The 19299-nt window shown below is 66.7% G+C and carries 20 protein-coding genes and 1 tRNA gene; 11 read left to right on the forward strand and 10 right to left on the reverse strand.

Annotation, left to right across the window (positions count from 1 at the left end):
• Positions 1 to 13: 13 nt before the first annotated feature.
• Positions 14 to 793 carry a phosphate ABC transporter ATP-binding protein PstB gene (gene pstB / locus QNO06_RS00645; RefSeq protein ID WP_227912513.1) on the forward strand — a complete coding sequence of 260 codons (780 nt, stop codon included), beginning with the start codon at positions 14 to 16 and terminating at the stop codon, positions 791 to 793.
• 24 nt (positions 794 to 817) lie between these two features.
• On the opposite strand, the gene QNO06_RS00650 is transcribed toward pstB, so the two are convergent.
• The 3 genes from QNO06_RS00650 to QNO06_RS00660 all read right to left on the reverse strand — a co-directional run bounded on the left by QNO06_RS00650 (position 818) and on the right by QNO06_RS00660 (position 3382).
• Positions 818 to 1828: an inorganic phosphate transporter gene (locus QNO06_RS00650; RefSeq protein WP_227912512.1), complete on the reverse strand. Its 1011-nt coding sequence runs from the start codon at positions 1826 to 1828 to the stop codon at positions 818 to 820.
• Positions 1829 to 2446, reverse strand: a complete 618-nt coding sequence (locus QNO06_RS00655; RefSeq protein ID WP_227912511.1) for a DUF47 domain-containing protein — start codon at positions 2444 to 2446, stop codon at positions 1829 to 1831.
• Between the two features lie 294 nt (positions 2447 to 2740).
• On the reverse strand, positions 2741 to 3382 hold the full coding sequence (locus QNO06_RS00660; protein WP_227912510.1) for a hypothetical protein: 642 nt from the start codon (positions 3380 to 3382) through the stop codon (positions 2741 to 2743).
• Positions 3383 to 3575: 193 nt separating this feature from the next.
• Here QNO06_RS00660 and QNO06_RS00665 point away from each other — a divergent pair.
• A tRNA-Lys gene (locus tag QNO06_RS00665) sits at positions 3576 to 3648 on the forward strand.
• An 89-nt stretch (positions 3649 to 3737) separates the two neighbouring features.
• Here QNO06_RS00665 and QNO06_RS00670 read toward each other — a convergent pair.
• Both QNO06_RS00670 and QNO06_RS00675 read right to left on the reverse strand, forming a co-directional pair.
• The gene (locus QNO06_RS00670) at positions 3738 to 4040 is read right to left on the reverse strand and encodes a CDGSH iron-sulfur domain-containing protein (protein WP_442860155.1); all 303 of its coding nucleotides are present in this window, start codon (positions 4038 to 4040) and stop codon (positions 3738 to 3740) included.
• Positions 4037 to 5134 (reverse strand): iron-containing redox enzyme family protein, encoded by a 1098-nt coding sequence (locus QNO06_RS00675; protein ID WP_227912509.1) that lies wholly within the window; start codon positions 5132 to 5134, stop codon positions 4037 to 4039. The genes QNO06_RS00670 and QNO06_RS00675 overlap by 4 nt, the downstream gene beginning before the upstream one ends.
• Positions 5135 to 5328: 194 nt before the next feature.
• Between QNO06_RS00675 and QNO06_RS00680 the strand changes: the two genes are divergently transcribed.
• The 4 genes from QNO06_RS00680 to QNO06_RS00695 all read left to right on the forward strand — a co-directional run bounded on the left by QNO06_RS00680 (position 5329) and on the right by QNO06_RS00695 (position 7855).
• Positions 5329 to 5901: a hypothetical protein gene (locus QNO06_RS00680; protein WP_227912508.1), complete on the forward strand. Its 573-nt coding sequence runs from the start codon at positions 5329 to 5331 to the stop codon at positions 5899 to 5901.
• A 58-nt stretch (positions 5902 to 5959) separates the two neighbouring features.
• Positions 5960 to 6259 carry a GNAT family N-acetyltransferase gene (locus QNO06_RS00685; protein ID WP_227912507.1) on the forward strand — a complete coding sequence of 100 codons (300 nt, stop codon included), beginning with the start codon at positions 5960 to 5962 and terminating at the stop codon, positions 6257 to 6259.
• A gap of 130 nt (positions 6260 to 6389) precedes the next feature.
• The gene (locus QNO06_RS00690) at positions 6390 to 7121 is read left to right on the forward strand and encodes a hypothetical protein (protein ID WP_227912506.1); all 732 of its coding nucleotides are present in this window, start codon (positions 6390 to 6392) and stop codon (positions 7119 to 7121) included.
• Complete coding sequence (locus tag QNO06_RS00695) at positions 7118 to 7855, forward strand: hypothetical protein (RefSeq protein ID WP_227912505.1); 738 nt, start codon at positions 7118 to 7120, stop codon at positions 7853 to 7855. Before QNO06_RS00690 ends, QNO06_RS00695 begins: the two co-directional genes overlap by 4 nt.
• Positions 7856 to 8017: 162 nt before the next feature.
• Here QNO06_RS00695 and QNO06_RS00700 read toward each other — a convergent pair whose 3' ends face one another.
• Genes QNO06_RS00700 through QNO06_RS00715 form a run of 4 tightly spaced genes read right to left on the reverse strand, consistent with a single transcriptional unit; the run spans position 8018 to position 13309 of the window.
• Complete coding sequence (locus tag QNO06_RS00700) at positions 8018 to 8296, reverse strand: HPr family phosphocarrier protein (RefSeq protein ID WP_227912504.1); 279 nt, start codon at positions 8294 to 8296, stop codon at positions 8018 to 8020.
• Between the two features lie 40 nt (positions 8297 to 8336).
• Positions 8337 to 10061: a phosphoenolpyruvate--protein phosphotransferase gene (gene ptsP / locus QNO06_RS00705; protein ID WP_227912503.1), complete on the reverse strand. Its 1725-nt coding sequence runs from the start codon at positions 10059 to 10061 to the stop codon at positions 8337 to 8339.
• Between the two features lie 30 nt (positions 10062 to 10091).
• On the reverse strand, positions 10092 to 12278 hold the full coding sequence (locus QNO06_RS00710; RefSeq protein ID WP_227912502.1) for a PTS fructose transporter subunit IIABC: 2187 nt from the start codon (positions 12276 to 12278) through the stop codon (positions 10092 to 10094).
• Positions 12278 to 13309 (reverse strand): 1-phosphofructokinase family hexose kinase, encoded by a 1032-nt coding sequence (locus QNO06_RS00715; RefSeq protein WP_227912501.1) that lies wholly within the window; start codon positions 13307 to 13309, stop codon positions 12278 to 12280. The genes QNO06_RS00710 and QNO06_RS00715 overlap by 1 nt, the downstream gene beginning before the upstream one ends.
• 252 nt (positions 13310 to 13561) lie before the next feature.
• Here QNO06_RS00715 and QNO06_RS00720 point away from each other — a divergent pair, with 252 nt between their 5' ends.
• The 3 genes from QNO06_RS00720 (at position 13562) to QNO06_RS00730 (ending at position 15588) form a co-directional block, all read left to right on the forward strand.
• Entirely contained in the window at positions 13562 to 14209 is a 648-nt protein-coding gene (locus QNO06_RS00720) for an alpha/beta hydrolase (RefSeq protein ID WP_227912500.1), read from the forward strand.
• 173 nt (positions 14210 to 14382) lie between these two features.
• On the forward strand, positions 14383 to 14652 hold the full coding sequence (locus QNO06_RS00725) for a GlsB/YeaQ/YmgE family stress response membrane protein (RefSeq protein ID WP_227912499.1): 270 nt from the start codon (positions 14383 to 14385) through the stop codon (positions 14650 to 14652).
• Between the two features lie 174 nt (positions 14653 to 14826).
• Positions 14827 to 15588, forward strand: a complete 762-nt coding sequence (locus tag QNO06_RS00730) for a hypothetical protein (RefSeq protein WP_227912498.1) — start codon at positions 14827 to 14829, stop codon at positions 15586 to 15588.
• Here the strand turns inward: QNO06_RS00730 and QNO06_RS00735 are convergent.
• A complete protein-coding gene (locus QNO06_RS00735; RefSeq protein ID WP_442860154.1) occupies positions 15585 to 16844 on the reverse strand; it encodes a DUF445 domain-containing protein in 1260 nt (419 codons plus the stop codon). The genes QNO06_RS00730 and QNO06_RS00735 overlap by 4 nt on opposite strands.
• Before the next feature lie 171 nt (positions 16845 to 17015).
• On the opposite strand from QNO06_RS00735, the gene QNO06_RS00740 reads away from it, so the two are divergent.
• Positions 17016 to 18905, forward strand: a complete 1890-nt coding sequence (locus QNO06_RS00740) for a glycoside hydrolase family 15 protein (protein WP_227912497.1) — start codon at positions 17016 to 17018, stop codon at positions 18903 to 18905.
• Positions 18902 to 19297: a DoxX family protein gene (locus QNO06_RS00745; RefSeq protein ID WP_227912496.1), complete on the forward strand. Its 396-nt coding sequence runs from the start codon at positions 18902 to 18904 to the stop codon at positions 19295 to 19297. The genes QNO06_RS00740 and QNO06_RS00745 overlap by 4 nt, the downstream gene beginning before the upstream one ends.
• Positions 19298 to 19299 lie beyond the last annotated feature (2 nt).

A 19299-nucleotide genomic window follows, 5' to 3' on the forward strand; every position in this document is an offset into this window, starting at 1 on the left:
CCTGAAGGAACCCATGTCCAAGCGCATCGACGTCAAAGACCTGAATGTCTATTACGGCAATTTCCTTGCCGTCCAGGACGTCAACATCAACATTGAACCCCGCTCGGTTACTGCCTTCATCGGCCCCTCAGGCTGCGGCAAGTCAACCTTCCTGCGCACCCTGAACCGGATGCACGAAGTCCTGCCCGGCGCCCGCGTGGAGGGCGAAGTGCTTCTGGACGGGGAGAACCTTTACGCCCCGGGCGTTGATCCGGTGACGGTGCGCAGCCATGTGGGCATGGTCTTCCAGCGGCCCAACCCGTTCCCCACCATGTCCATCCGGGACAACGTGCTGGCCGGCGTGAAGCTGAACAACAAACGGATTTCCAAGTCCGACGCCGATGACCTGGTGGAACGCTCCCTCACCGGAGCCAACCTGTGGAAGGAAGTACGGGACCGCTTGGACAAGCCCGGCTCCGGACTGTCCGGCGGCCAGCAGCAGCGCCTGTGTATTGCCCGGGCCATTGCCGTATCCCCGGAGGTGATCCTCATGGACGAGCCCTGCTCGGCCCTGGACCCCATCTCCACGCTGGCGATTGAGGACCTGATCGAGGAACTCAAGAGCGACTACACCGTGGTGATCGTGACCCACAACATGCAGCAGGCGGCACGGGTGTCGGATAAAACGGCTTTCTTCAACATTGCCGGCACCGGCCAGCCGGGACGGCTCATCGAGTATGCGGACACGCCCGTCATCTTCAGCAACCCGGCCGAGAAAGCCACGGAAGACTACGTCTCCGGGCGCTTCGGGTAAGCGGACGGGCCTAGAGAAGCGGGCCTAGAGCAGCGGGCTCAGTGCCAGCAGCAGGATGCCGCCCAGCAGGGCCGTCACCGGGGCGGTGGTCAGCCAGGTCACCAGGATTTCGCGCAGCGGAATGAACCGCACCGTGGAAAAACGCTGGTTGGCGCCGGCCCCGACGATGGCCGACGTCATGGTCTGCGTACTGGATAGCGGGATGTGCAGCCACAGTGCGCCGAGGAAGAGCATGGCCGAACTGACGGCCTGGGCGCTCATGCCCCGCAGCGGGTCCATCCGTACCAGCCGGTAGCCAAGCGTGTGGGTGATCCGCCAGCCGCCGAACAGGGTGCCGGCAGCCAGGGCCAGCGCCGCGAACAGCTGCACCCACAACGGTATGCCGGTGTCCGTGGTTTGGCCGGCAGCAAGCAGTGCCAGCACCAGCACGGCCATGGTCCGCTGCCCGTCCTGGATGCCGTGCCCCAAGGAGAAAGCGGACGTGAAGACCGACTGGGCAATCCGGTTTCCGGCGTCCCCGCGGCGCGGAGAGCTGTACCGCATCAGCCAGGTCGCCGGAAACACCAGCAGGTAGGCCAGCACAAAGGCGATGACGGGGGAGAGCAGCAGGGGCAGGGCAATCTGCTCCCAGATCAGGCGGTAGGACTCGGCAATGTTCTGCCCGCCCACCAGGGTTGAGGCGGCACCGGAACCCACCAGCCCGCCAACCAGGGCGTGGGTGGACGACGACGGCATCCGCCGCCACCAGGTCCAGACGCCCCACGCGCAGGCCGCTCCGAGGCTGGCAATCAGGATGCCCAGCCCCTCGGGGCCCGGCGGCAGGTCCACAAAGCGGACCGTCAGGGCTACGGCCAGTGCCGTGCTGACCAGTGCGCCGAGCATATTGAAGCCGGCAGCCAGCAGGACCGCCACGGTGGGAGTGAGCGCCCTGGTCCGGACCGACGTCGCCACGGAGTTGGAGGCGTCGTGGAAGCCGTTGAGGAAGGCATAGGCGCCGGCCAGCAGGACAACGCCCGCCAGGAGGACGGCGGCCACCTAGGATTCCCGCACGAGGACGCCGCCCACAAATGTGGCGGCGCGCCGCAGCTGCGCCGTCGTGCCGGAAAGCTGGTCAGCCAGGTCCCGGTGCCTGGCATAGGCCATCGGCTTGTGCTCGCGCATCAGCTCCGCCACCCAGATCCGGCGGGTGCGCTCGGCACGCCGGGCCAGGCGGAGCATTTCGATCCAGTACTCCTCAAGATCGTCCAAGGATGCCAGCCGGCGCATGGCCGAGGCCGTCAGCTCAGCCTGCCGGCCGATGACTTCAAGTTGTTCGGATGCCCGGCGGGACACGCCCGCCAGCTTGTACAGCGAGATGGTTTCAGCGGAAGCATCCAGGCAGTCCATGGCGGACATCAGGATCAGGGACAGCTCGTACAGGTCCTCACGCGGGAGCGGATTGACGAAGCTGGTCCGCATCTGCGTCATCAAGGCGAAGTGCAGATCAGTGGTATCGGCATCGATCTGGTGCAGTTGTTCGGTGAGGCGGTCGAATTCCTCAGGGTCCGCGCCCAGGATTTCGGCCAGCACGCCGGTTCCGCGCAGCAACTGCGCGGCCATCCGGGCGAGCAGCTCAAGTCCGGCGTTTTCCTGCGGGAAGAGTCTAAGTTTCACGCCGGCTGCCGCACATTGGCGGGGGGCGGGACAGAAATTCTCACAGGCCCAAGAGTATCCGATTGGCCCGTGCGGGCTACGGAAGGCTGCGGGGAAAAGTAACGGTGCCGGACCGGGAGCGCCTCTCGGCGGAAGGCCGCTCGAAGCGGCTCAGAGTTGAAGCCCGGGGGTTCCGCAGTCCGACACCAATTTCAGTTTTCTACGCTCAGCCGGGGATGTCAACACGGCCGCCCGCGCAGCGGCGGGACCGTGATGGCCGCCACACCGGCACGGTGCTGCGCGGCCGTTTTCCCCTCAGTCGAGTTCACCCCGCCGCCACGCCGCCGCGGAATGTTCCAGGTCCTCTGCAGTGCGGACAAGCTGGCGGGCGTTGCGGGTCAGCATGGTGGCACGGTTGGCGTCGGAAGCCTCCGAGGAATCGGCGTGGTTCGTCTGGCCGAGGGCGACCACCCGGCAGAACGCGGCGAAGCGTTCCAGCGCGACGTCGAAATCCCCCTCAAAGGCGCCGGAGAGGATGGTGTCAGCCATGGTTCGTACTTCGTCTGCGCCCAGCGGTTCCGCCACTCCGGCGACAACCTTGGAGACCTGGGCAACGTCCTTGCCTGCGGTGTAGAAGGAGGCCACCCGCTCCGGGTTCTGCTGGATGGAGGTGCGCAGGGCATAGAGCCGCCACAGCGCGCCGGGCAGCGACCGGGCAGGGCTTTCGGCCCACATCTCGGCCACGGCTTCCAACCCCTGCTGGTCCGCCAGTTCCACCAGGCGGCGGGTTACCTCGGGATCGGTGCTCTCCCGGCCGTGGTGGACCAGGGCCTGCGCGGCCAGGTGGGCCGCTTCCGAGACGCGGGCCGGATCGGCGCCGCCGGGGAAATTGGCGAAGTCCACAGGTGCAAGAGGCTTTGGCTTGTGATGGCGCGGCGTTGAATTGGACTCACTCATAATCCGAGAATACTCCCGCCCTTGGGCAGAATCGAGGCGGGTTCCGGGACGGTGGACAGCCCTCGGCAAGGCCGCTCCGCGGAACCGATTTCCCCTGCCCGGGGGTACTTCCGGACGGCCGGCGGCACGGGTTTTCCGCGATTGTGCGGTGTGCGATAAAGTGGGACAGTCGGTCTGCACAGCAGCCCGGCGTGCGCCTATAGCTCAGTTGGTAGAGCAACGTCCTTTTAAGTCGTGGGTCGCAGGTTCGAGCCCTGCTGGGCGCACCCAAAACAAATGGCCTGCCTTCTTCGGAAGGCAGGCCATTTCTGTTGGTTGGCAGCGGTTGGTGCAGCGGGTAAAACGGGAAGCCGTCCTATTCCGCTGCCGCGTCCTGCCCCGCCTTGCGTGCAGGTCCGGGGACCGGACGACGCCGGGCGGTATCGAACTTGATCAGTTTGTGCGTGCCGTCGCAATAAGGCTTTATGGCGGAGGCCCCGCACCGGCACAGCGCCACGGTTTCCCGGTCCCTGGGCACGGGGACACCGTCCGGAGTGACTATCTCGAAGTTGCCGCGGACCAGGAGCGGGCCGTTGGGGCAGGCAACGATCGACGCCGGAGCGCCCGGAGCCGGGGTGCCTTCGCCGTCGGGAACAGGAGCGCCGGATTCGGTGCTCACGGGGTTACACCGCCGGCGATGGCCGCCGCAGCCAAGGCGGATCCTGCAGGGCCGGCCTCTTCCGGGCCGCCGTCGGGCAGGGGCGCAAGCAGCGCCGGGCTGCCGGCCTGCCAGGCCAGCAGCTGGTCTTCGCCCAGCATGGCATCAATGGCCAGGACGGTTGCTGCCCCGAAAATGATGTCTTCAAGCAGGTCAGGCTCGGCTTCGGCCAGGCCGCCGGCCAGGTCCCTGGCGGCGATCTGTTCGTGCACGGCGTCGGCTTCCACATGCTCGTCGAAGTAATAGGTGACTTCGTCGCTGAATCCGTGCCGCCGGAAACCCCGGGCGTAGAACGAATTGGGAATTGAGGACGTCATCTCAAAGGCGGCAAGGTGCCCGGCGATCGCGCCCCGGAGCCGGCGGTTGAGGCCAAAGAGGGACATGGCGTTGGATGACGCCAGGGTCAGGGCCGGCACCAGGTCGATATAGTGCCCGTAGCCGGCATCCAGTCCCAGGCCCTCCATGGTGTTGGCGAACAGCTTGGAGTGCATACGCTCCTGGCGGCCGCCGCCGTACTCGTCCGCCTGGATCTCCACCAGGGCGGCCTTGGCGCGGCCCACCGGCAGCCGCGGAATGGCCCAGCTGTGCGGGTCGGCTTCCTTGAGCTGGTAAACCGAGCGCAGGACAAGGAATTCGCGCAGCTGCTCGACGCTTGCCTTGCTGGCGATAAAACGGGACACGCTGGGTCCGTCGTCCTTGGCGGCGAGGGCAAAGAGGGTTTCGGCAACGTCTTCGCTGCGCGGTGTGGGCAGCTCGGGAAGGGATACGGTGCGGCGGAGAACCTCTTCGAAAGCGGCCTCCAGCCGGGCACGGATGCGGATCAGGTCCGGCTCCCATTCGGCGTCGTCCGCTACGCCGTCCAGGCCGCTGTAGTGCAGCTCGTACAGGCAGAACAGGGCCAGCTGCAGGTCTTCATCGCGCAGCAGGTCGCCGCCGGCCGACAGGGCCTCGGTTACTGCGGAGTCCAGGGCAGCGTAACCGGCAGTGCTGCGGCCGGCGTGGAGCAGGTCGATCAGGGTGGCGCTGACGCGCCCTCTCGGGGCGGGAATCTTCATTGCTTTCCTTACGTCTGAAGGCGCGTTTGACGGCAGTAGTCATCGGGACGGCTGGGACAAATCCACAGGTCAGCATACTTGGTATGGGCTCAAGGCACCCTGTCCGCAACGGCAGTTGCGGCATTGACCTTTGCCGCCCCGTTGGATGCAATGGAGGAAAGAGCCGGCCCCGGGCCAGCGGGAAGGAGCATTTGATGTCCGGTACGGTGTGGTCCGTCATCCCTCCGCTGCTCCTGCTCGCACTGGTCCTGGTGACCGGTGCCGCCGGCGTTGACCGTGCGCTTCGTGCCCGCGACGGGGAGCGGTTATTCTGGGTGGGATTCACGGCGTTTCTGGGTGTGCTCATGACCGCAGCCTGGGCGGTGGCCGCTTCCCCGGATTACACCCCTGTGGCGGGATGGGCGGTCGCGGCGGGCAGTACGGCGGCGGCAGCGTGGGTGGTGTGGCGGAACCGCCGCCGCGCGGTGGAGCAGGAACGGAACCGCACCGCGGTTCAGGTGCACGGCACCACGCTGCGGCACCGGGATGTTCTTTCCCGCTGGAGTGCTTATGAGCTGGACCCGTGGCTCGCCGCAGAGTATCCCCGTCTGCAGGATGTACGCAGCCCGGAGACCAGGGACTTCATCCGGGCCCTGAAAACAGCGGACCAGTTGCGTGCAGGGGTGCGGACACCGGAGGACGCAGCAGCATACAGCCAAGCGGTGGATCGGCTGGCCGGGTGCCTGGAAGCGGCGGAAAGGGCTGCCGGGGGAGGCCGGGCAGCGTAGCTGCGGCCGCGCCGGGAACGGGGTGGACCGCGGGGGATTGACGTGGCAGTCTCGGCCTATGACAACCAAAGACATCAGTGTCTCGCGCAATGACGGGCAGGACCGGTACGAACTGCGGCTGGACGGAGAACTGGTGGGTATTGCCGACTACCGGATTGAACCTGATGCGGTGGCGCTGACCCACACGGTGGTGGAGCCGGCCTTCCGCCATCAGGGCTACTCGTCCCGGCTGGCCAAATATGCCGTGGATGACATCATCAGCGACGGCCGGCGGATCAAGCCCTACTGCTCCTATATGGCCGTTTACCTCGGCAAACACCCGGAGTACAGCCATCACGTGTCCTGGCCGCAGGGCTGAGGACCATCCGCAAAGTGTGCGTTAATTGGAGCTGGCTTCCCGCTCTGCATATGGGGGGAACGCAGAAGGGGAAGCCAGTTCCAACAGTATACTTCCAGTTGTCGGAGTAAATCCAATTGAGGGGGACGGGATGGCGCTGCCTGCCAGGTCTTTCCAGAGTTGGCGGGCTGCAGTTGCTCCGGGTGAGTCCAATGCCGCCCTCTGCCGCCGGACCGGCATCAAGCGCTCCACGCTTGCCCAGCAGATTGTCCGCGGCAAGGTCACCGAAATCACCGTGGTCCGCGTGGCCCGCGCCTACGGTAAGAACCCGGTGGAAGCCCTCTCCGACTTTGAGGAATACGCCGATCTGCTCAGCGGACCGTGGCGTCCCACCACCGCCGAACTGATCAGCCAGGTGTCCTACGTCTGCATCCTGAAGATGATTTTGGCCCGTGCTACCCAGGAAGGACCGGCTGGGCCGGAGGGGCCCGATCTCGCCGGGTTCGGACACGGGAACGCCATCCGCTCCTGGTTCGAGGCGGTGGATCCGGGAGACCTGCGCCAACGCCTCAGCGCCAAGTCCGGGGTTGCGCCGCAGAACATTTCGGCGCAGCTCTCTGCAGGCCGCCTCGCACCCGAGCTTGCCGTGGAAGCGGCGCGGATCGCCGGCGTGTCCCTGCCCGGCGGATTGGTTGCCATTGGCCTGGTCACCCCGGACGAGGCCGGATGGCCCCAGGGTGGACAGGAGCAGGCGCTGGCCTCCCTCAGCGATTCCGAACTGGTCCTGTTGGCCCGGGACCGGCTGGATTACTTGGGGAAGATGATGAAAAAGCTTGAACACGATAATGAAAATGAACTGACGTTGTTGGAGAACCTGGGATGAGCATTGCCACCGCGTTTCAGGTTGGTGCGCTCGCCGTATCCGGCCTTTTCGCATTGACCCGCCTGCCCTCGGCGGTGAAGGGGCGGAACCCGCTGCTCTTTTGGGCACTCCTGATGCTCTGCATTGCCATTGCACTGGGGATCTCGCCGGTCTATTTGGCCGTCGACAACGCGTTGGGCGGCGTCAACATTGCAAATGTGATTATCCGTTTCGCGATGTACGGCTTCTTCCTGATCCTTGGTGTGAAGGCTGCTGTTGCCTTCCGTGCCCCCGGAGCAGGCCGCCTGATCGCCGGCCCGGCCGGTGTCGCCGTCGTAATCGCAGTGGGGATTGCCACCGTGGTGCTGTTTATCCTGGCGGACCTGCCGGTATCCTCGCCGGGCCTGCGGAGCTACGGCGGGCAGCTGCCGGTGATGCTCTACGGGATGCTTGGGCGGGTCTATCCGGGATATGTAGCTGCCTGTCTCGTTGGCCCTGCCCTGCGCATAGCCGCGCACCGCCGGCGTCCGTCCCTGATGCGGGCCGGAGCCGGACTGCTGGGTGTCGGTCTGATCGGCGTCGTGCTTTATGCAATCCAGGACGTTACGCCCCTGGACGTGAATCCCTGGGACCACTTGGTGCCGTATTCCTCGATCATTCTCACGACCGTGGGCCTGGCCTTGCTGGGCAGCCAGCGGATCGCCTCAAAGAAGCGAATTAAGCAAACGCCTCTGATGCAAACATACGTAAAGTGACGATTAGATAAACTTGTTCACATTTTCATGCGCATGTGTCAGAATAATGAATATGTAACATCCGCTGCCTGTGGGGGGTCAGCGTGAGGTTGCAACGAAGCCAGCGGCAGCGCCGCTGGCTTCGTCACTTTAAGGCGGAAGGCCGGATCGCCAGCCCCGGGATCATTGTGCGTCCAGGTCCGTTTCCAGCACCCGGGCCAGATCCTCCAAGGCATTTTCAGCGCCGGGGCCGTCCGAGCGGAGCACCACCACGTCTCCGTGCGAGGCACCCAGGCTCATCAGCGAAAGCATGCTGGAGGCGTCCATAGCCTCCTCAGCCGGAGTCCCTTCCATTGCTATGGTCACGTCCACCGGTGAGGCTGCGGCAGCTTCGGCGAATATTGATGCCGGACGGGCATGGAGCCCCACCCGGCTGGCCACTGTGGCTTTGCGTTCTGCCATTGTTTTTCCTTCCGTGGTTGTGCCGGATGTCCGGCCGCGCTTACAAGCCCAGCTGTTCAAGGACGGGCAGCCTGCTGCGCACAATGGTGCGGGCCTCGGCTGCGGAATGCGCCGCCAGTGCGCGGGCGGAGAGCTCCTGCGCCTGCTCCAGGGTCACCGAGCCCAGGACCGCACCAACGCTGGGCAAGGCCCGCGGCGTCATGGAGAGCGTGTTTACCCCCATGCCGGCCAGGACGACGGCGAGGGCCGGGTCTGCGGCTGCCTCGCCGCACACTCCAACGGTTTTGGCTCCGGCAGCGGCCGTCGCGGTGCCCGGTTCCGCCGGCAGAGCCGCCGTCGCGCGGGCGGCACCGGCAACGGTGGCGGAGATCAGCTGCAGGACCGCCGGTTGCCAGGGGTCGTTGAGGGTCGCCAGGGAGCCCAGCTGGCGGTCCGCGGCCATGGTGTACTGCGTCAGGTCATTGGTGCCCAGGGACGCGAACCGGACCCGGGACAGGATGGCCTCGGACATCACGGCCGCGGCAGGTACTTCCACCATCACGCCGGGCATGCCCAGCCCGGCTGCCGTGCAGAGTACGGCGAAGTCCGCCGCTTCTTCGGCGGTTGAAATCATGGGGGCCATGACCCAGACGTCGGCCTCGTGCGCCCCGGACGCTACGGCAATGGCTTCCAGCTGGCGGGCCAGCACGCCGGGAGAGGTCCGGTCGGTACGGAAACCGCGCACCCCGAGGGCCGGGTTGGGTTCCGACGCGTCCGTGAGGAAAGGCAGGGGCTTGTCCGCGCCGGCGTCGAGGGTCCGGATCACCACCTTCCGGCCCGGGAAGGCCGCGAACACGGCGCCGTAGGCATCCACCTGCTCCTCCACGCTGGGCTCGGAATCCCTGCCCAGGAAGCAGAATTCCGTGCGGAGCAGGCCAACGCCTTCGGCGCCCGCTTCTGCGGCGGCGCGGGCGTCCTTGCCGGAGCCCACATTGGCCAGCAGCGGTACCCGGTGTCCGTCGGAGGTGGTTCCGGTGCCGTTGAAGGTCGGAAGTGCGGACCGGGAGGCGTATTTCTGCGCGGCCTCACGCTCTGCCGCGCCTGGGTCCTCCACCACCGTCCCGGAGGCGCCGTCCAGGTAGATTTCCGCCCCGTCCGCAATACCGTCCGCACCCGGAGCGCCGACGACGGCGGGCAGTCCCAGCGAGCGGGCCAGGATGGCGGTGTGGGACTGCGGTCCGCCCTCGCTGGTCACCAGGCCCACCACTTTGGCCGGGTCCAGCGTGGCGGTATCCGCCGGCGCCAGTTCCACAGCGGTCAGGATGAAGGGCGCGTCGGAGCCGGGGATTCCCGGGGCCGGCAGCCCGTTGAGTTCAGCCACAATCCGGCCGCGCACATCCAGCACGTCCTGGGTCCGTTCGGCCATGTACCCGCCCAGGCTTTGGAGCATCGCGGCCACTTCCATGCCCGCCTCCCAGACGGCCCGGTCGGGAGCCATGCCGGCGTTGATGTGTTTGCCGGCGGCTTTGAGCAGCATGGGATCCGTGGCCATCATGGCGGTGGCATCCAGCACCGCCTTAGCGTCTCCGGACGCGGTTTCGGCGCGGTGCTTCAGATCCTCCCGGACGGTTTCCGCAGCGTCCTTAAGCCGGGCCTTTTCACCGTCCACCGTTGCCTCCGGACCGAACTTCGCGTCTGCGTCCGGCTCGGGCACCGGAGGGGGCATCCGGCGCGAAGGACCCAGGACCCGCCCGGCGCTGACTCCGATTCCCTTGATGGTCCGCATCATCCATGCCTTCCTGTTTGAGTCGGTGCCTTACGCAGCAACGGGTTCCTCCACTTTCCTGCGGGGAGCGACAAACCGTTTCAGGCCCACGTATACGAAGCCTGTGACCGCAGCCCCGGCCAGGATCGCCACCACGAACATCAGGAGGTTGCCGATAGCGAAGAAGACAAATATCCCACCGTGGGGTGCCTGTGAGGTTACGCCGGTTGCCATGCAGATGGCACCGGCCACGGCGCCTCCGAGCATCGTGGAGGGAATAACCCGGAAGAAGTCGGCCGCGGCGAACGGAATGGCACCCTCCGAGATGAAGGCGGCGCCCAACAGCCAGGCGGCCTTGCCGTTCTCCCGCAGAGCCATGCTGAACCGGTTCTTGGCCAGCACCGTTGAAGCAAAGGCCATGCCCAGCGGGGGAACCATGCCCGCCGCCATCACTGCGGCCATGATCTCCCACGGCACCTGGTTCTCGAAGCTGCCTTCACCCAGGCCGGCCACAGCGAAGGCGTAGGCCACCTTATTGATGGGCCCGCCCAGATCCGAGCCCATCATCAGCCCCAGGATGACACCCAGCCCAATGGCCGCCACACCGGTGAGGCTGGTGAGCCAGTTGTTCAGCCCAAGGGTCAGCGCGGCAATGGGGCCGCCAAGGACCAGGATCATCAGGCCGGAGGCGATGAGAGAGGCCAGAAGGGGGATGATGACCACCGGCATCAGTCCCCGCATCCAGGAAGGTACGTTCCAGTTGCCGATCCACCGGGCCATGTACCCGGCAAGCAGGCCGCCGATGATGCCGCCAATGAACCCGGCATCCATGAACAGGGCCACGGAACCGGCGGTGAAGCCCGGGGCAATGCCGGGGCGGTCCGCCAGTGCGTAGGCAATGTAGCCGGCCAGTGCGGGCACCAGGAATGCCAGGGACAGGTTGCCGATCTTCCAGAACACCGCACCCAGGTACGGGATCAGCCCCTCGGGCGGCAAGCTGAAGAGCGACGTCCCGTCCAGCATCACGTCGCCGTTGGCGACACCGTCCCCGCCGTCCGAGGCCAGGGCCAGTTCATAACCACCCAGCAGGTACCCGAGGGCAATCAGCAGTCCGCCGCCGGCGACGAACGGGATCATGTAACTGACGCCCGTCAGCAGGGCGCGCTTGAGCTGGCCGCCGAAGCTCTCCCCTCCGGAGGCGGCCCCTTCGCGTTCCTCGCCGCCGCCTCCGCCGCCGGACACCCGCCGCGCGTTGGGGTTGTTGATCGATTCAAGGGCTTCATCGATCATCACCCCCGGCTCGTCGATGCCGCGCTTCACCGGCCCGCTGATCACGGGTTTGCCCGCGAAGCGGCCCTTGTCCCGGACGTCCACGTCAGTGGCAAAAATCACCGCGTCGGCGTTGCGGATCACGGTGGGGTCCAACGGCGTGGACTTGGCCGAGCCCTGGGTTTCCACCTGCAGGTCGATGCCGCGTTCGGCGGCCGCTGCGGCCAGGGAATCCGCCGCCATATAGGTATGGGCAATACCGGTGGGGCAGGCGGTCACCGCAACAATGTGCGGGGACTTGGAGGTGTCCGACGTCGTGGCCCCCGTACCGCCCTCGGATGCCGGGGCATCTGCTCCGTGACCACCTCCACGGTCTCCGCCGGATCCCCCCGTACCGGCGGCCTGCCCGCCGCCGCGGGAGCCGGCGTCGGTGCCCGCAGCCGTGGCCCCGGTGGCCGTGCCGGCCGCTGCCGCCCCGCCCGCACCGGCAGCGGACCCCGCCTCCGCCGGGGCAGGGCCAAGGCCCAGCGCGCCGTCCACCAGCTCCACAATCTGTTGCGGGGAGCCTGCGGAACGGAGCGCACCGGTGAAGTCCTTGCGGATCAGGGAGCGCGCGAGCTTGGCCAGCAGCTGGAGGTGCTCCTGATCCGCACCTTCGGGAGCGGCAATGAAAAAGACGATGTCCGCCGGACCGTCCTTCGCGCCCCAGTCCACTGCGGGACGAAGCCGGGCCATTGCCAGGGTGGCCTTGGTGACGGCAGCTGACCGGCAGTGCGGGATGGCAATGCCGCCGGGAACGCCGGTGGCCGTTTTGCCTTCCCTGGCCATGGCGTCGGCGTACAGCTCGTCATAGCTGGTTGCACGGCCGGCGGAGACCACGTTGCGGGCCAGATGCTCAATGACCCCGCCTTTGTCCGCGCCCAGATCCGAGTCCAGGGTGACCAGATCCGGGGTGATGAGGTCCGACATTAGCTTTCCTCCTTTTGAGGCGCAGCGGCGGCCCTCCCGGCAATCGGGCCTTGTGGCTCAATGCTGAGTGCGGTAACGGTCACTTCACCGGGATCCGTTTGGGCCAGGGTGGGAACTGCCGTTCCCGGCAGGGCAGCCGCGGCTGCTCCGTGGGCCACGGCTTGGCGCAGGCACTCCGCCGGGGGGACGCCGGCCACTTCGGCGAGCAGGTAACCGGCAAGGGCCGAATCGCCGGCACCAACCGTGGAACGTGCCTGCACCGGCGGGCGGGTTGCCAACCAGCTCCCGTCGGCAGTCACCAGCAGTGCGCCCTTGGCGCCGAGCGTGACGAGGGCGGCACCGACGCCGCGTTCGCGCAGGACGCCGGCGGCCCGGGCGGCGAGAAGCGGGTCCGCCTCGAGTGCCGCCTCGTTGGAGAAACCGGCCGCCTCGGCCAGTTCTTCGGCATTGGGCTTCAGCAGGTCCGGTGCTGCACCGTGCATCAATGCACCCGTCAGCGGCGGGCCGGAGGAGTCCATCGCGATGAGCGGGGCTTCAGCGCCCAGCCGCTCCCGCACCGCCTGCGCCACCAGGGCATAGAAGTTCGGCGGCACTCCGGGCGGAAGCGATCCGGCCAGCACCAACCAGGACACCGGTCCGCTGCCCTCTTTCGGCGTGCAGGCCCCCACCACCAATGCGATCAGGGCTTCCTGCTCCACCGGGCTGAGCGAGGGGCCCGGGGCATTGACCTTGGTGGTGGTGCCGTCCGGTTCCGTCAGCGTGATGTTGCTCCGCACCGGAGCGGTGATGGGCATATTCAGGTAGGGAATTCCGGCCTGCCGCAGGCCGGCGGTCACCGGATCCTCGTCAGCCCCCGGCAGGACTGCAAGCGAGGCGACCCCGGACGCCGTCAGTGCCCGGCACACGTTGACGCCCTTGCCTCCGGATTCTTCTGTGGTTCCCGCCGCACGCTGGACGGCGCCCCGCACCAGCGCGCCCGGGAGCTCGACAGTGCGGTCCAGGCTGGGATTGGCGGTAAGGGTAACGATCATAAATGAGATCCATCCAGGCCGTGGTTCCCGTGGAAACGGCCGGTATTCGGGCGGAACTCGGGATGCTTCCCGGTCCTGGGGCGGCCGCTGTACGGATACCTGCACAGATACCTGCACACCTGCGATCCGTGGCGACTGCCACTGCTTCTTCGCTGATGCGACTTTACTTTTGGTCCGCTGCCCGTGGCAATGGGACACGGACCGCCCGGCCCCCGCCGCCCGGAAACGGTGTGCCCCGGCTAGGCTGGGCCGATGAAAACCGTGCCGGCGGAAAACGTCATCTGGTCACTGCCCGCGGACCGGCGCCATGGACGCTCCCTGGTGGTCCTCCTGCACGGGTACGGATCCGGGGAACAGGCAATGGAGCGGCTTTTTGCCGCGCTGCCGGACACCGCTGTGGGGGCGGCAGTGCGCGGACCGCTGCCGGTCGGCGAGGGCAGCGGCTGGTTCCTGCTCGATCCGCTGTTGAACTCTGACACCTCGGAGGTGCTGGAGACGGCGCTGTCCGTGCTGGCCTGGATTGACCGGGTCCGGACCGAATACGGCTTCACTGCGGTCTCGCTCGTCGGTTTTTCCCAGGGCATGGCCATGGCCGCCACACTGCTGCGCCTGCGTCCCCGGGACTTCCGCGCCGTCGTCGGGCTGTCGGGCTTTGTAGCCCCGAACGAGATCTTGGCCGTCGCCGAACCGCTGCCTGTGCGCGTGCCGTTCTTCTGGGGACGGGACCGGCAGGACTGGGTAATCAATGACGATGCGCTCCAGTACACCGGCGAGTGGCTCGAGGAGAATACGGCCCTCACCGCCCGTACCTACGAGGGAATGGGCCACGCGCTTTCCTCGGCGGAGATTTCCGACGTGTCCGTATTTCTGTCCGCGTATCTGCGCTCCGACACGCCGTAGCCATGCCGTATCTCAGCCGCAGGCCACACGCCCGCGGTAACTAACACACATTCACCCAGATGAAAATTCTCGGAAAAACTACGCCTAAGCATGCTTATCAAGTAGGCTGGAGGAAAGCGCTGCCCACAAAGCAGTGCTGAAATCACTGTCACTCACACAGCAAGGAGAATCAAATGGGTTTCATTGCGTTCCTTATTCTGGGTCTCATCGCAGGTGCAATTGCAAAGATGATCCTCCCGGGTCGTCAGGGCGGCGGCTGGATCGCCACCCTGGTCCTGGGTGTCATTGGCGCCCTTCTGGGCGGCTGGATCGGTAGCGCCGTCTTCGGCGTCGGTCTCGAAGAGTTCTGGTCCATCCAGACCTGGCTCGTAGCCATCGTTGGCGCGATCATCGTTCTGGTGATCTACGGCTTCGTAACCCGCAAGAGCAGCAACCGCGCTTAAGTAGTGCGTGAGCGCCGCTAACCCGGCGTGTTGATTAGTAAGGGCGGGGCCCGCGCGGAATTTTCCGCCGGACCCCGCCCTTTGCTTTAAGCAACCAGGTGCAGGGGGACCCCCGGCTCCGGGCGCGCCCCGTAGAGTTGAAGCCTGCACCGGATTTCCCCAAGGAGAGTTCTTGTGAAGCGACGTAAGTTCAACCCCGCAGCCAAGTTGGCCGGGAAGGCCACCTTCGGACCCGACGGGCAACCCAAGCCGCACGTAGTGAAGGCGATCGAGCGGGCCGTGGAGGTCCAGCGCCCACTGGTCCTGGCGAACATCCGCCGGATGCAGCGCAAGCACCCCAAAGCGTCCGCCGCAGAGCTGATTGCCATCCTCGACCGCCACTACCTGAACGCGGTGATGGGCGGCGGCGCGGCCGTGGGTGCCACGGCGGTGGTTCCCGCCGTCGGAACCGTGGCCGCCCTCGGACTCTCCGCCGCAGCGACGGTCGGTTTCCTGGAAGCCACCGCCCTGTACGCGCAGTCAGTGGCTGAACTGCATGGTGTACGGCTCGCCGATCCGGAGAAGTCCCGGACCATGGTGATGGCCATCATGCTGGGTGAAGAAGGAACCTCCATGATGCAGTCCCTTGCCGGCCGCGGCAGCGCGCAGTCCTGGGGCAGCACCATCGGCGCCATGCCCTCGGGCCTGATGGGGTCGGTCGGCTCAAGCATCCGCAAGCAGTTCCTGAAGCGGGTCATGGCACGCCAGGGCACCGCCATGCTGGGACGTGCCCTGCCGCTCGGTGTGGGCGCCGTCGTTGGCGGAGTCGGCAACCGGGCAATGGGCAAGGGCGTCATCAAGGCCACCCGTGCAGCCTTCGGTGAACCGCCGGCCACTATTCCGGGCGAGCTGGCCGGTGAGTTGGAGCGGCTGGAGAACCAGCCCAAGACCGCCTAGCCGAAGACCGCCGTGGCGACCGTAAAGATCGCCAGACCGGCGAGGGATCCCACCACGGTGCCGTTGATTCGGATGAACTGCAGGTCCTTGCCGACCTGCAGTTCAATCTTTTCCGAGGTCTCCTTGGCGTCCCAGCGTTCCACCGTTTCAGTGATGACACCGGCGATGTCGCTGCGGTAGGTCCGGACCAGGTACCCGGCGGCGTCGGCAACGTAACCGTTGATCTTGGCAGCAAGCTCCGGTTCTTCCACCAGGCGCGTACCGAAGTCCTGCAGTGCTGATTTGAAGTTGCGGGTCAGTTCACTGTCCGGGTCCTCGGCCGCGGTCATCAGGGCGTTCTTGATGGTGGTCCAGGTCTGCGTCATCAGCTCGCGCACGCGCGGATCGTCCAGCACCTGCTCCTTGACGGCGTCGGCCTTGGCCATGGTTGCCGGATCCTCCTGGAGGTCCTTGGCCACCCCGGTGAGGTAGTTGTCCAGCGCCACGCGCAGCTGGTGGTTGGGGTTTTCCTGCACGTCGATCAGGAACCGCTCGGCCTGGATCTGCACCCGTTCACCCACCAGGTCATCCACGAACGCGGGAACCCACGACGGCGAACGTTCGGCTACCAGGCGTCCGATCACCTCGGGGTTGGCCAGCACCCAGTCTGCCAGGCTGTCCACGATCAGGTTCACCAGCTGGTGGTGGTGGCCCTCCTCGAAGATGCGCTGGGCCATTCGTCCGGCCGGCGGTCCCCACTGCGGGTCCACCACGTGCCGGCGGAACATGGATTCGAGGACGTCGCGGACGGCGTCGTCGTCCAGTACCCGCAGTGCGCCCCGGATGGCCGCGGCGCCTTCGGTGGCCACCCGCTCCGCCCCCTCGGGGCGGGACAGCCAGATGCCCGCCTTGCGTGCCACCTGCATAGAGTCCAGCTTCGTCCGGATGATCTCCTCGGAGAGGAAATTCTGTTCCACGAACTGGCCCAGCGATGCGCCGATCTGGTCCTTTTTCTCCGGGATGATCGCGGTGTGGGGGATTTTGATCCCCATGGGGTGCTTGAACAGGGCGGTGACGGCAAACCAGTCCGCCAGAGCGCCCACCATCCCGCCTTCCGCCGCGGCGCGGACGTACTCGAGCCAGGGATAGCGGTCCTGCAGGGCGAAGGAAAAGAGGAAGATGACCGCGAGCAGGATCAGCAGGCCCGTGGCCAGCATTTTCATCCGCCGCAGGGCGTAGGCGCGTTCTTCATCGGTGGGGACCACTTGGGTGCTCACGCGTGCACCTCCCCGGCCTGCATGGACATGGCTGACGCGTCTTTCAATACCGCTCCCTCATCTTCCAGTGCGGGTCCGGCAAGGCAACTTCGGCGAGCCGGACCACCTCTTCCCAATCTAATCAGTGATTTGGGCACCCGCGCTACGAGGGCGGTGTGGTTGAGTAGTGCCATGGCATCCCCCGTGGACTTCCCTGCCGAGCCGGCGCCCGCACCGCCGCAGCTTCCCTGTCCCATCGAGGACTATGCGCTGATCTCCGATCTGCACACCGGAGCGCTGATTTCCCGCACCGGGAGCATGGACTGGCTGTGCCTGCCGCGGTTCGATTCGCCGTCAGTGTTCGGCGCCCTGCTCGGCGACAGTGACCACGGCCGGTGGCGCCTGGCGCCGGACGATCCGGCTGCCGTGGTCACCCACCGGGCCTACCTGGAATCCACCTTTGTGCTGCGCACCCACTGGCAGACCCCCACGGGGACGGTACGGGTCACGGACTACATGCCCACCGGAGACCGCCGCGCCTCCCTGGTACGCCGGATCGAGGGCATCAGCGGCACCGTCCCCATGCGGCAGGAACTGAAGATCCGGTTCGGTTACGGTTTGGTGCTGCCGTGGGTCTTCCGCGGCACCGACAGCGCCGGGGAGCACCTCTCCGCGATCGCCGGCCCCGGAGCGCTGGTGCTGCGCGGCACCAACCTGCCCGTGGCCAGCAACCACAGCCACATTGGCCGGTTCGACGTCGCGGCGGGGGAGTGTTTCGACCTTGAACTGACCTGGTACCCCTCTCACCGCCCCGTCCCGGCGCCTCAGGACCTGGATGCGGCCCTGGCCCGCACCACCGCGTACTGGCAGAACTGGGGGAACCGCTGCCTGGAGTCAAGCGGCTACGAGCATGCGGTGCGGCGCTCGCTGCTGGTGCTGCGGGCCCTGACGCACGAAGACACGGGGGGTATTGTGGCCGCTCCCACCACCTCCCTGCCGGAGGTGGCCGGCGGGGAACGGAATTGGGACTACCGCTACTGCTGGCTGCGGGATGCCGCCCTGACCCTGGTGGCCATGATGACCCACGGCTACCAGGACGAAGCGCTGCAATGGCGCAGTTGGCTGCTCCGGGCCGTGGCCGGGGATCCGGAGGACCTGCAGATCCTTTACGCCGTGGACGGCGGGCGGGACCTGCCCGAACAGATCCTGCCGCAGTTTCCGGGCTACGGCGGCGCGGCACCGGTTCGGCTGGGCAACGGGGCCGTGGGGCAGTACCAGGCGGACGTGGTGGGACACGTGATGGTGGCGCTGGCCCGGCTGCGGGACCGCGGCGTGCCGGAGGACCACTTTTCCTGGCCGCTGCAGCGTGCACTGCTGAACTTCCTCGAAAAGCACCTGGAGGAGCCGGACCACGGAATTTGGGAGATGCGCGGGGAGCCGCAGCACTTCACGCACTCGCGGGTGATGATGTGGGCTGCGTTTGACCGGGCCGCGGAGGCCGCCCGGAAATACGGGTTGGAAGGCCCGGTGGAGGTCTGGGAGGGGCTCCGGGACGGACTGCGCCGGGAGGTGATGGAACGGGGCTTTGATCCGGAGCTGAACTCTTTCACCCAGTACTACGGCAGCACCACGGTGGACGCGGCGCTGCTGCAGCTGCCGCAGGTGGGGTTCATCGACTACGACGACGAACGGATGCTGGGCACCGTGGCCCGGTTGGAGAAGGAACTGCTGGACCCCTCCGGACTGCTGCTGCGTTACGCCACCGAAACCGGTGCGGACGGGCTCCCGGCGGGTGAGAACCCGTTCCTGGCGTGCAGCTTCTGGCTGGTGGAACAGTATGCGTTCACCGGCAGGCTGCCGGAGGCGCGCAGGCTCATGGACCAGCTGGTGGGCTATTCGAATGAGCTGGGCCTGCTCAGCGAAGAATATGATGCAGCCAGTGGACACATGGCCGGGAACTTCCCGCAGGCCTTCTCGCATCTGGCACTGGTCCGGGCTGCGGACGCCCTCGCGGGTGCCGAATCCCGGCCGCCGTCCCCTGCCCGCTCCCGGACAGCAGCCCCAACCGAAGGAACCCGATGAACCGCAAGACGCTCTCTGCCGCGGCCATGGCAGCGCTACTGACCACCAGCGCCGTCAACCACTTCCGTAACCCGCGTTTCTACAACGCGGTGGTGCCGCGCAGCATCAGCACCGATACGGAGGGCAGGTACGGCGTGATGACCCGCCGGCAGTGGACCCATGCCAGCGGTGTGCTGGAGTTCGCTGCGGCACTGGGCCTGCTCCTGCCCGCAACGAGGCGGCTGGCGGCCACCGGCACCGCCGCCATGTACGTGGCCTTTATCGCCGGCCACATCAGCGCCCTCCAGCGCGCCTTCGGTCCGCGCGGCGGGGACAAGGAAAAGCTGGTCCACAGCCTGCGGCTGCCGCTCCAGGTCCCGTTGATCCTCTGGGCGTGGAACCTGCGGAAATAGCA

Source organism: Arthrobacter sp. zg-Y20 (assembly GCF_030142075.1).
GTDB lineage: Bacteria > Actinomycetota > Actinomycetes > Actinomycetales > Micrococcaceae > Arthrobacter_B.

Coding starts and splice junctions, on each gene's coding strand:
- pstB (WP_227912513.1), top strand. CDS start 14: ATGTCCAAGCGCATCGACGTCAAAGACCTGAATGTCTATTACGGCAAT.
- QNO06_RS00660 (WP_227912510.1), bottom strand. CDS start 3,382: ATGAGTGAGTCCAATTCAACGCCGCGCCATCACAAGCCAAAGCCTCTT.
- QNO06_RS00675 (WP_227912509.1), bottom strand. CDS start 5,134: ATGAAGATTCCCGCCCCGAGAGGGCGCGTCAGCGCCACCCTGATCGAC.
- QNO06_RS00680 (WP_227912508.1), top strand. CDS start 5,329: ATGTCCGGTACGGTGTGGTCCGTCATCCCTCCGCTGCTCCTGCTCGCA.
- QNO06_RS00685 (WP_227912507.1), top strand. CDS start 5,960: ATGACAACCAAAGACATCAGTGTCTCGCGCAATGACGGGCAGGACCGG.
- QNO06_RS00690 (WP_227912506.1), top strand. CDS start 6,390: ATGGCGCTGCCTGCCAGGTCTTTCCAGAGTTGGCGGGCTGCAGTTGCT.
- QNO06_RS00695 (WP_227912505.1), top strand. CDS start 7,118: ATGAGCATTGCCACCGCGTTTCAGGTTGGTGCGCTCGCCGTATCCGGC.
- QNO06_RS00700 (WP_227912504.1), bottom strand. CDS start 8,296: ATGGCAGAACGCAAAGCCACAGTGGCCAGCCGGGTGGGGCTCCATGCC.
- ptsP (WP_227912503.1), bottom strand. CDS start 10,061: ATGCGGACCATCAAGGGAATCGGAGTCAGCGCCGGGCGGGTCCTGGGT.
- QNO06_RS00710 (WP_227912502.1), bottom strand. CDS start 12,278: ATGTCGGACCTCATCACCCCGGATCTGGTCACCCTGGACTCGGATCTG.
- QNO06_RS00715 (WP_227912501.1), bottom strand. CDS start 13,309: ATGATCGTTACCCTTACCGCCAATCCCAGCCTGGACCGCACTGTCGAG.
- QNO06_RS00720 (WP_227912500.1), top strand. CDS start 13,562: ATGAAAACCGTGCCGGCGGAAAACGTCATCTGGTCACTGCCCGCGGAC.
- QNO06_RS00725 (WP_227912499.1), top strand. CDS start 14,383: ATGGGTTTCATTGCGTTCCTTATTCTGGGTCTCATCGCAGGTGCAATT.
- QNO06_RS00740 (WP_227912497.1), top strand. CDS start 17,016: ATGGCATCCCCCGTGGACTTCCCTGCCGAGCCGGCGCCCGCACCGCCG.
- QNO06_RS00745 (WP_227912496.1), top strand. CDS start 18,902: ATGAACCGCAAGACGCTCTCTGCCGCGGCCATGGCAGCGCTACTGACC.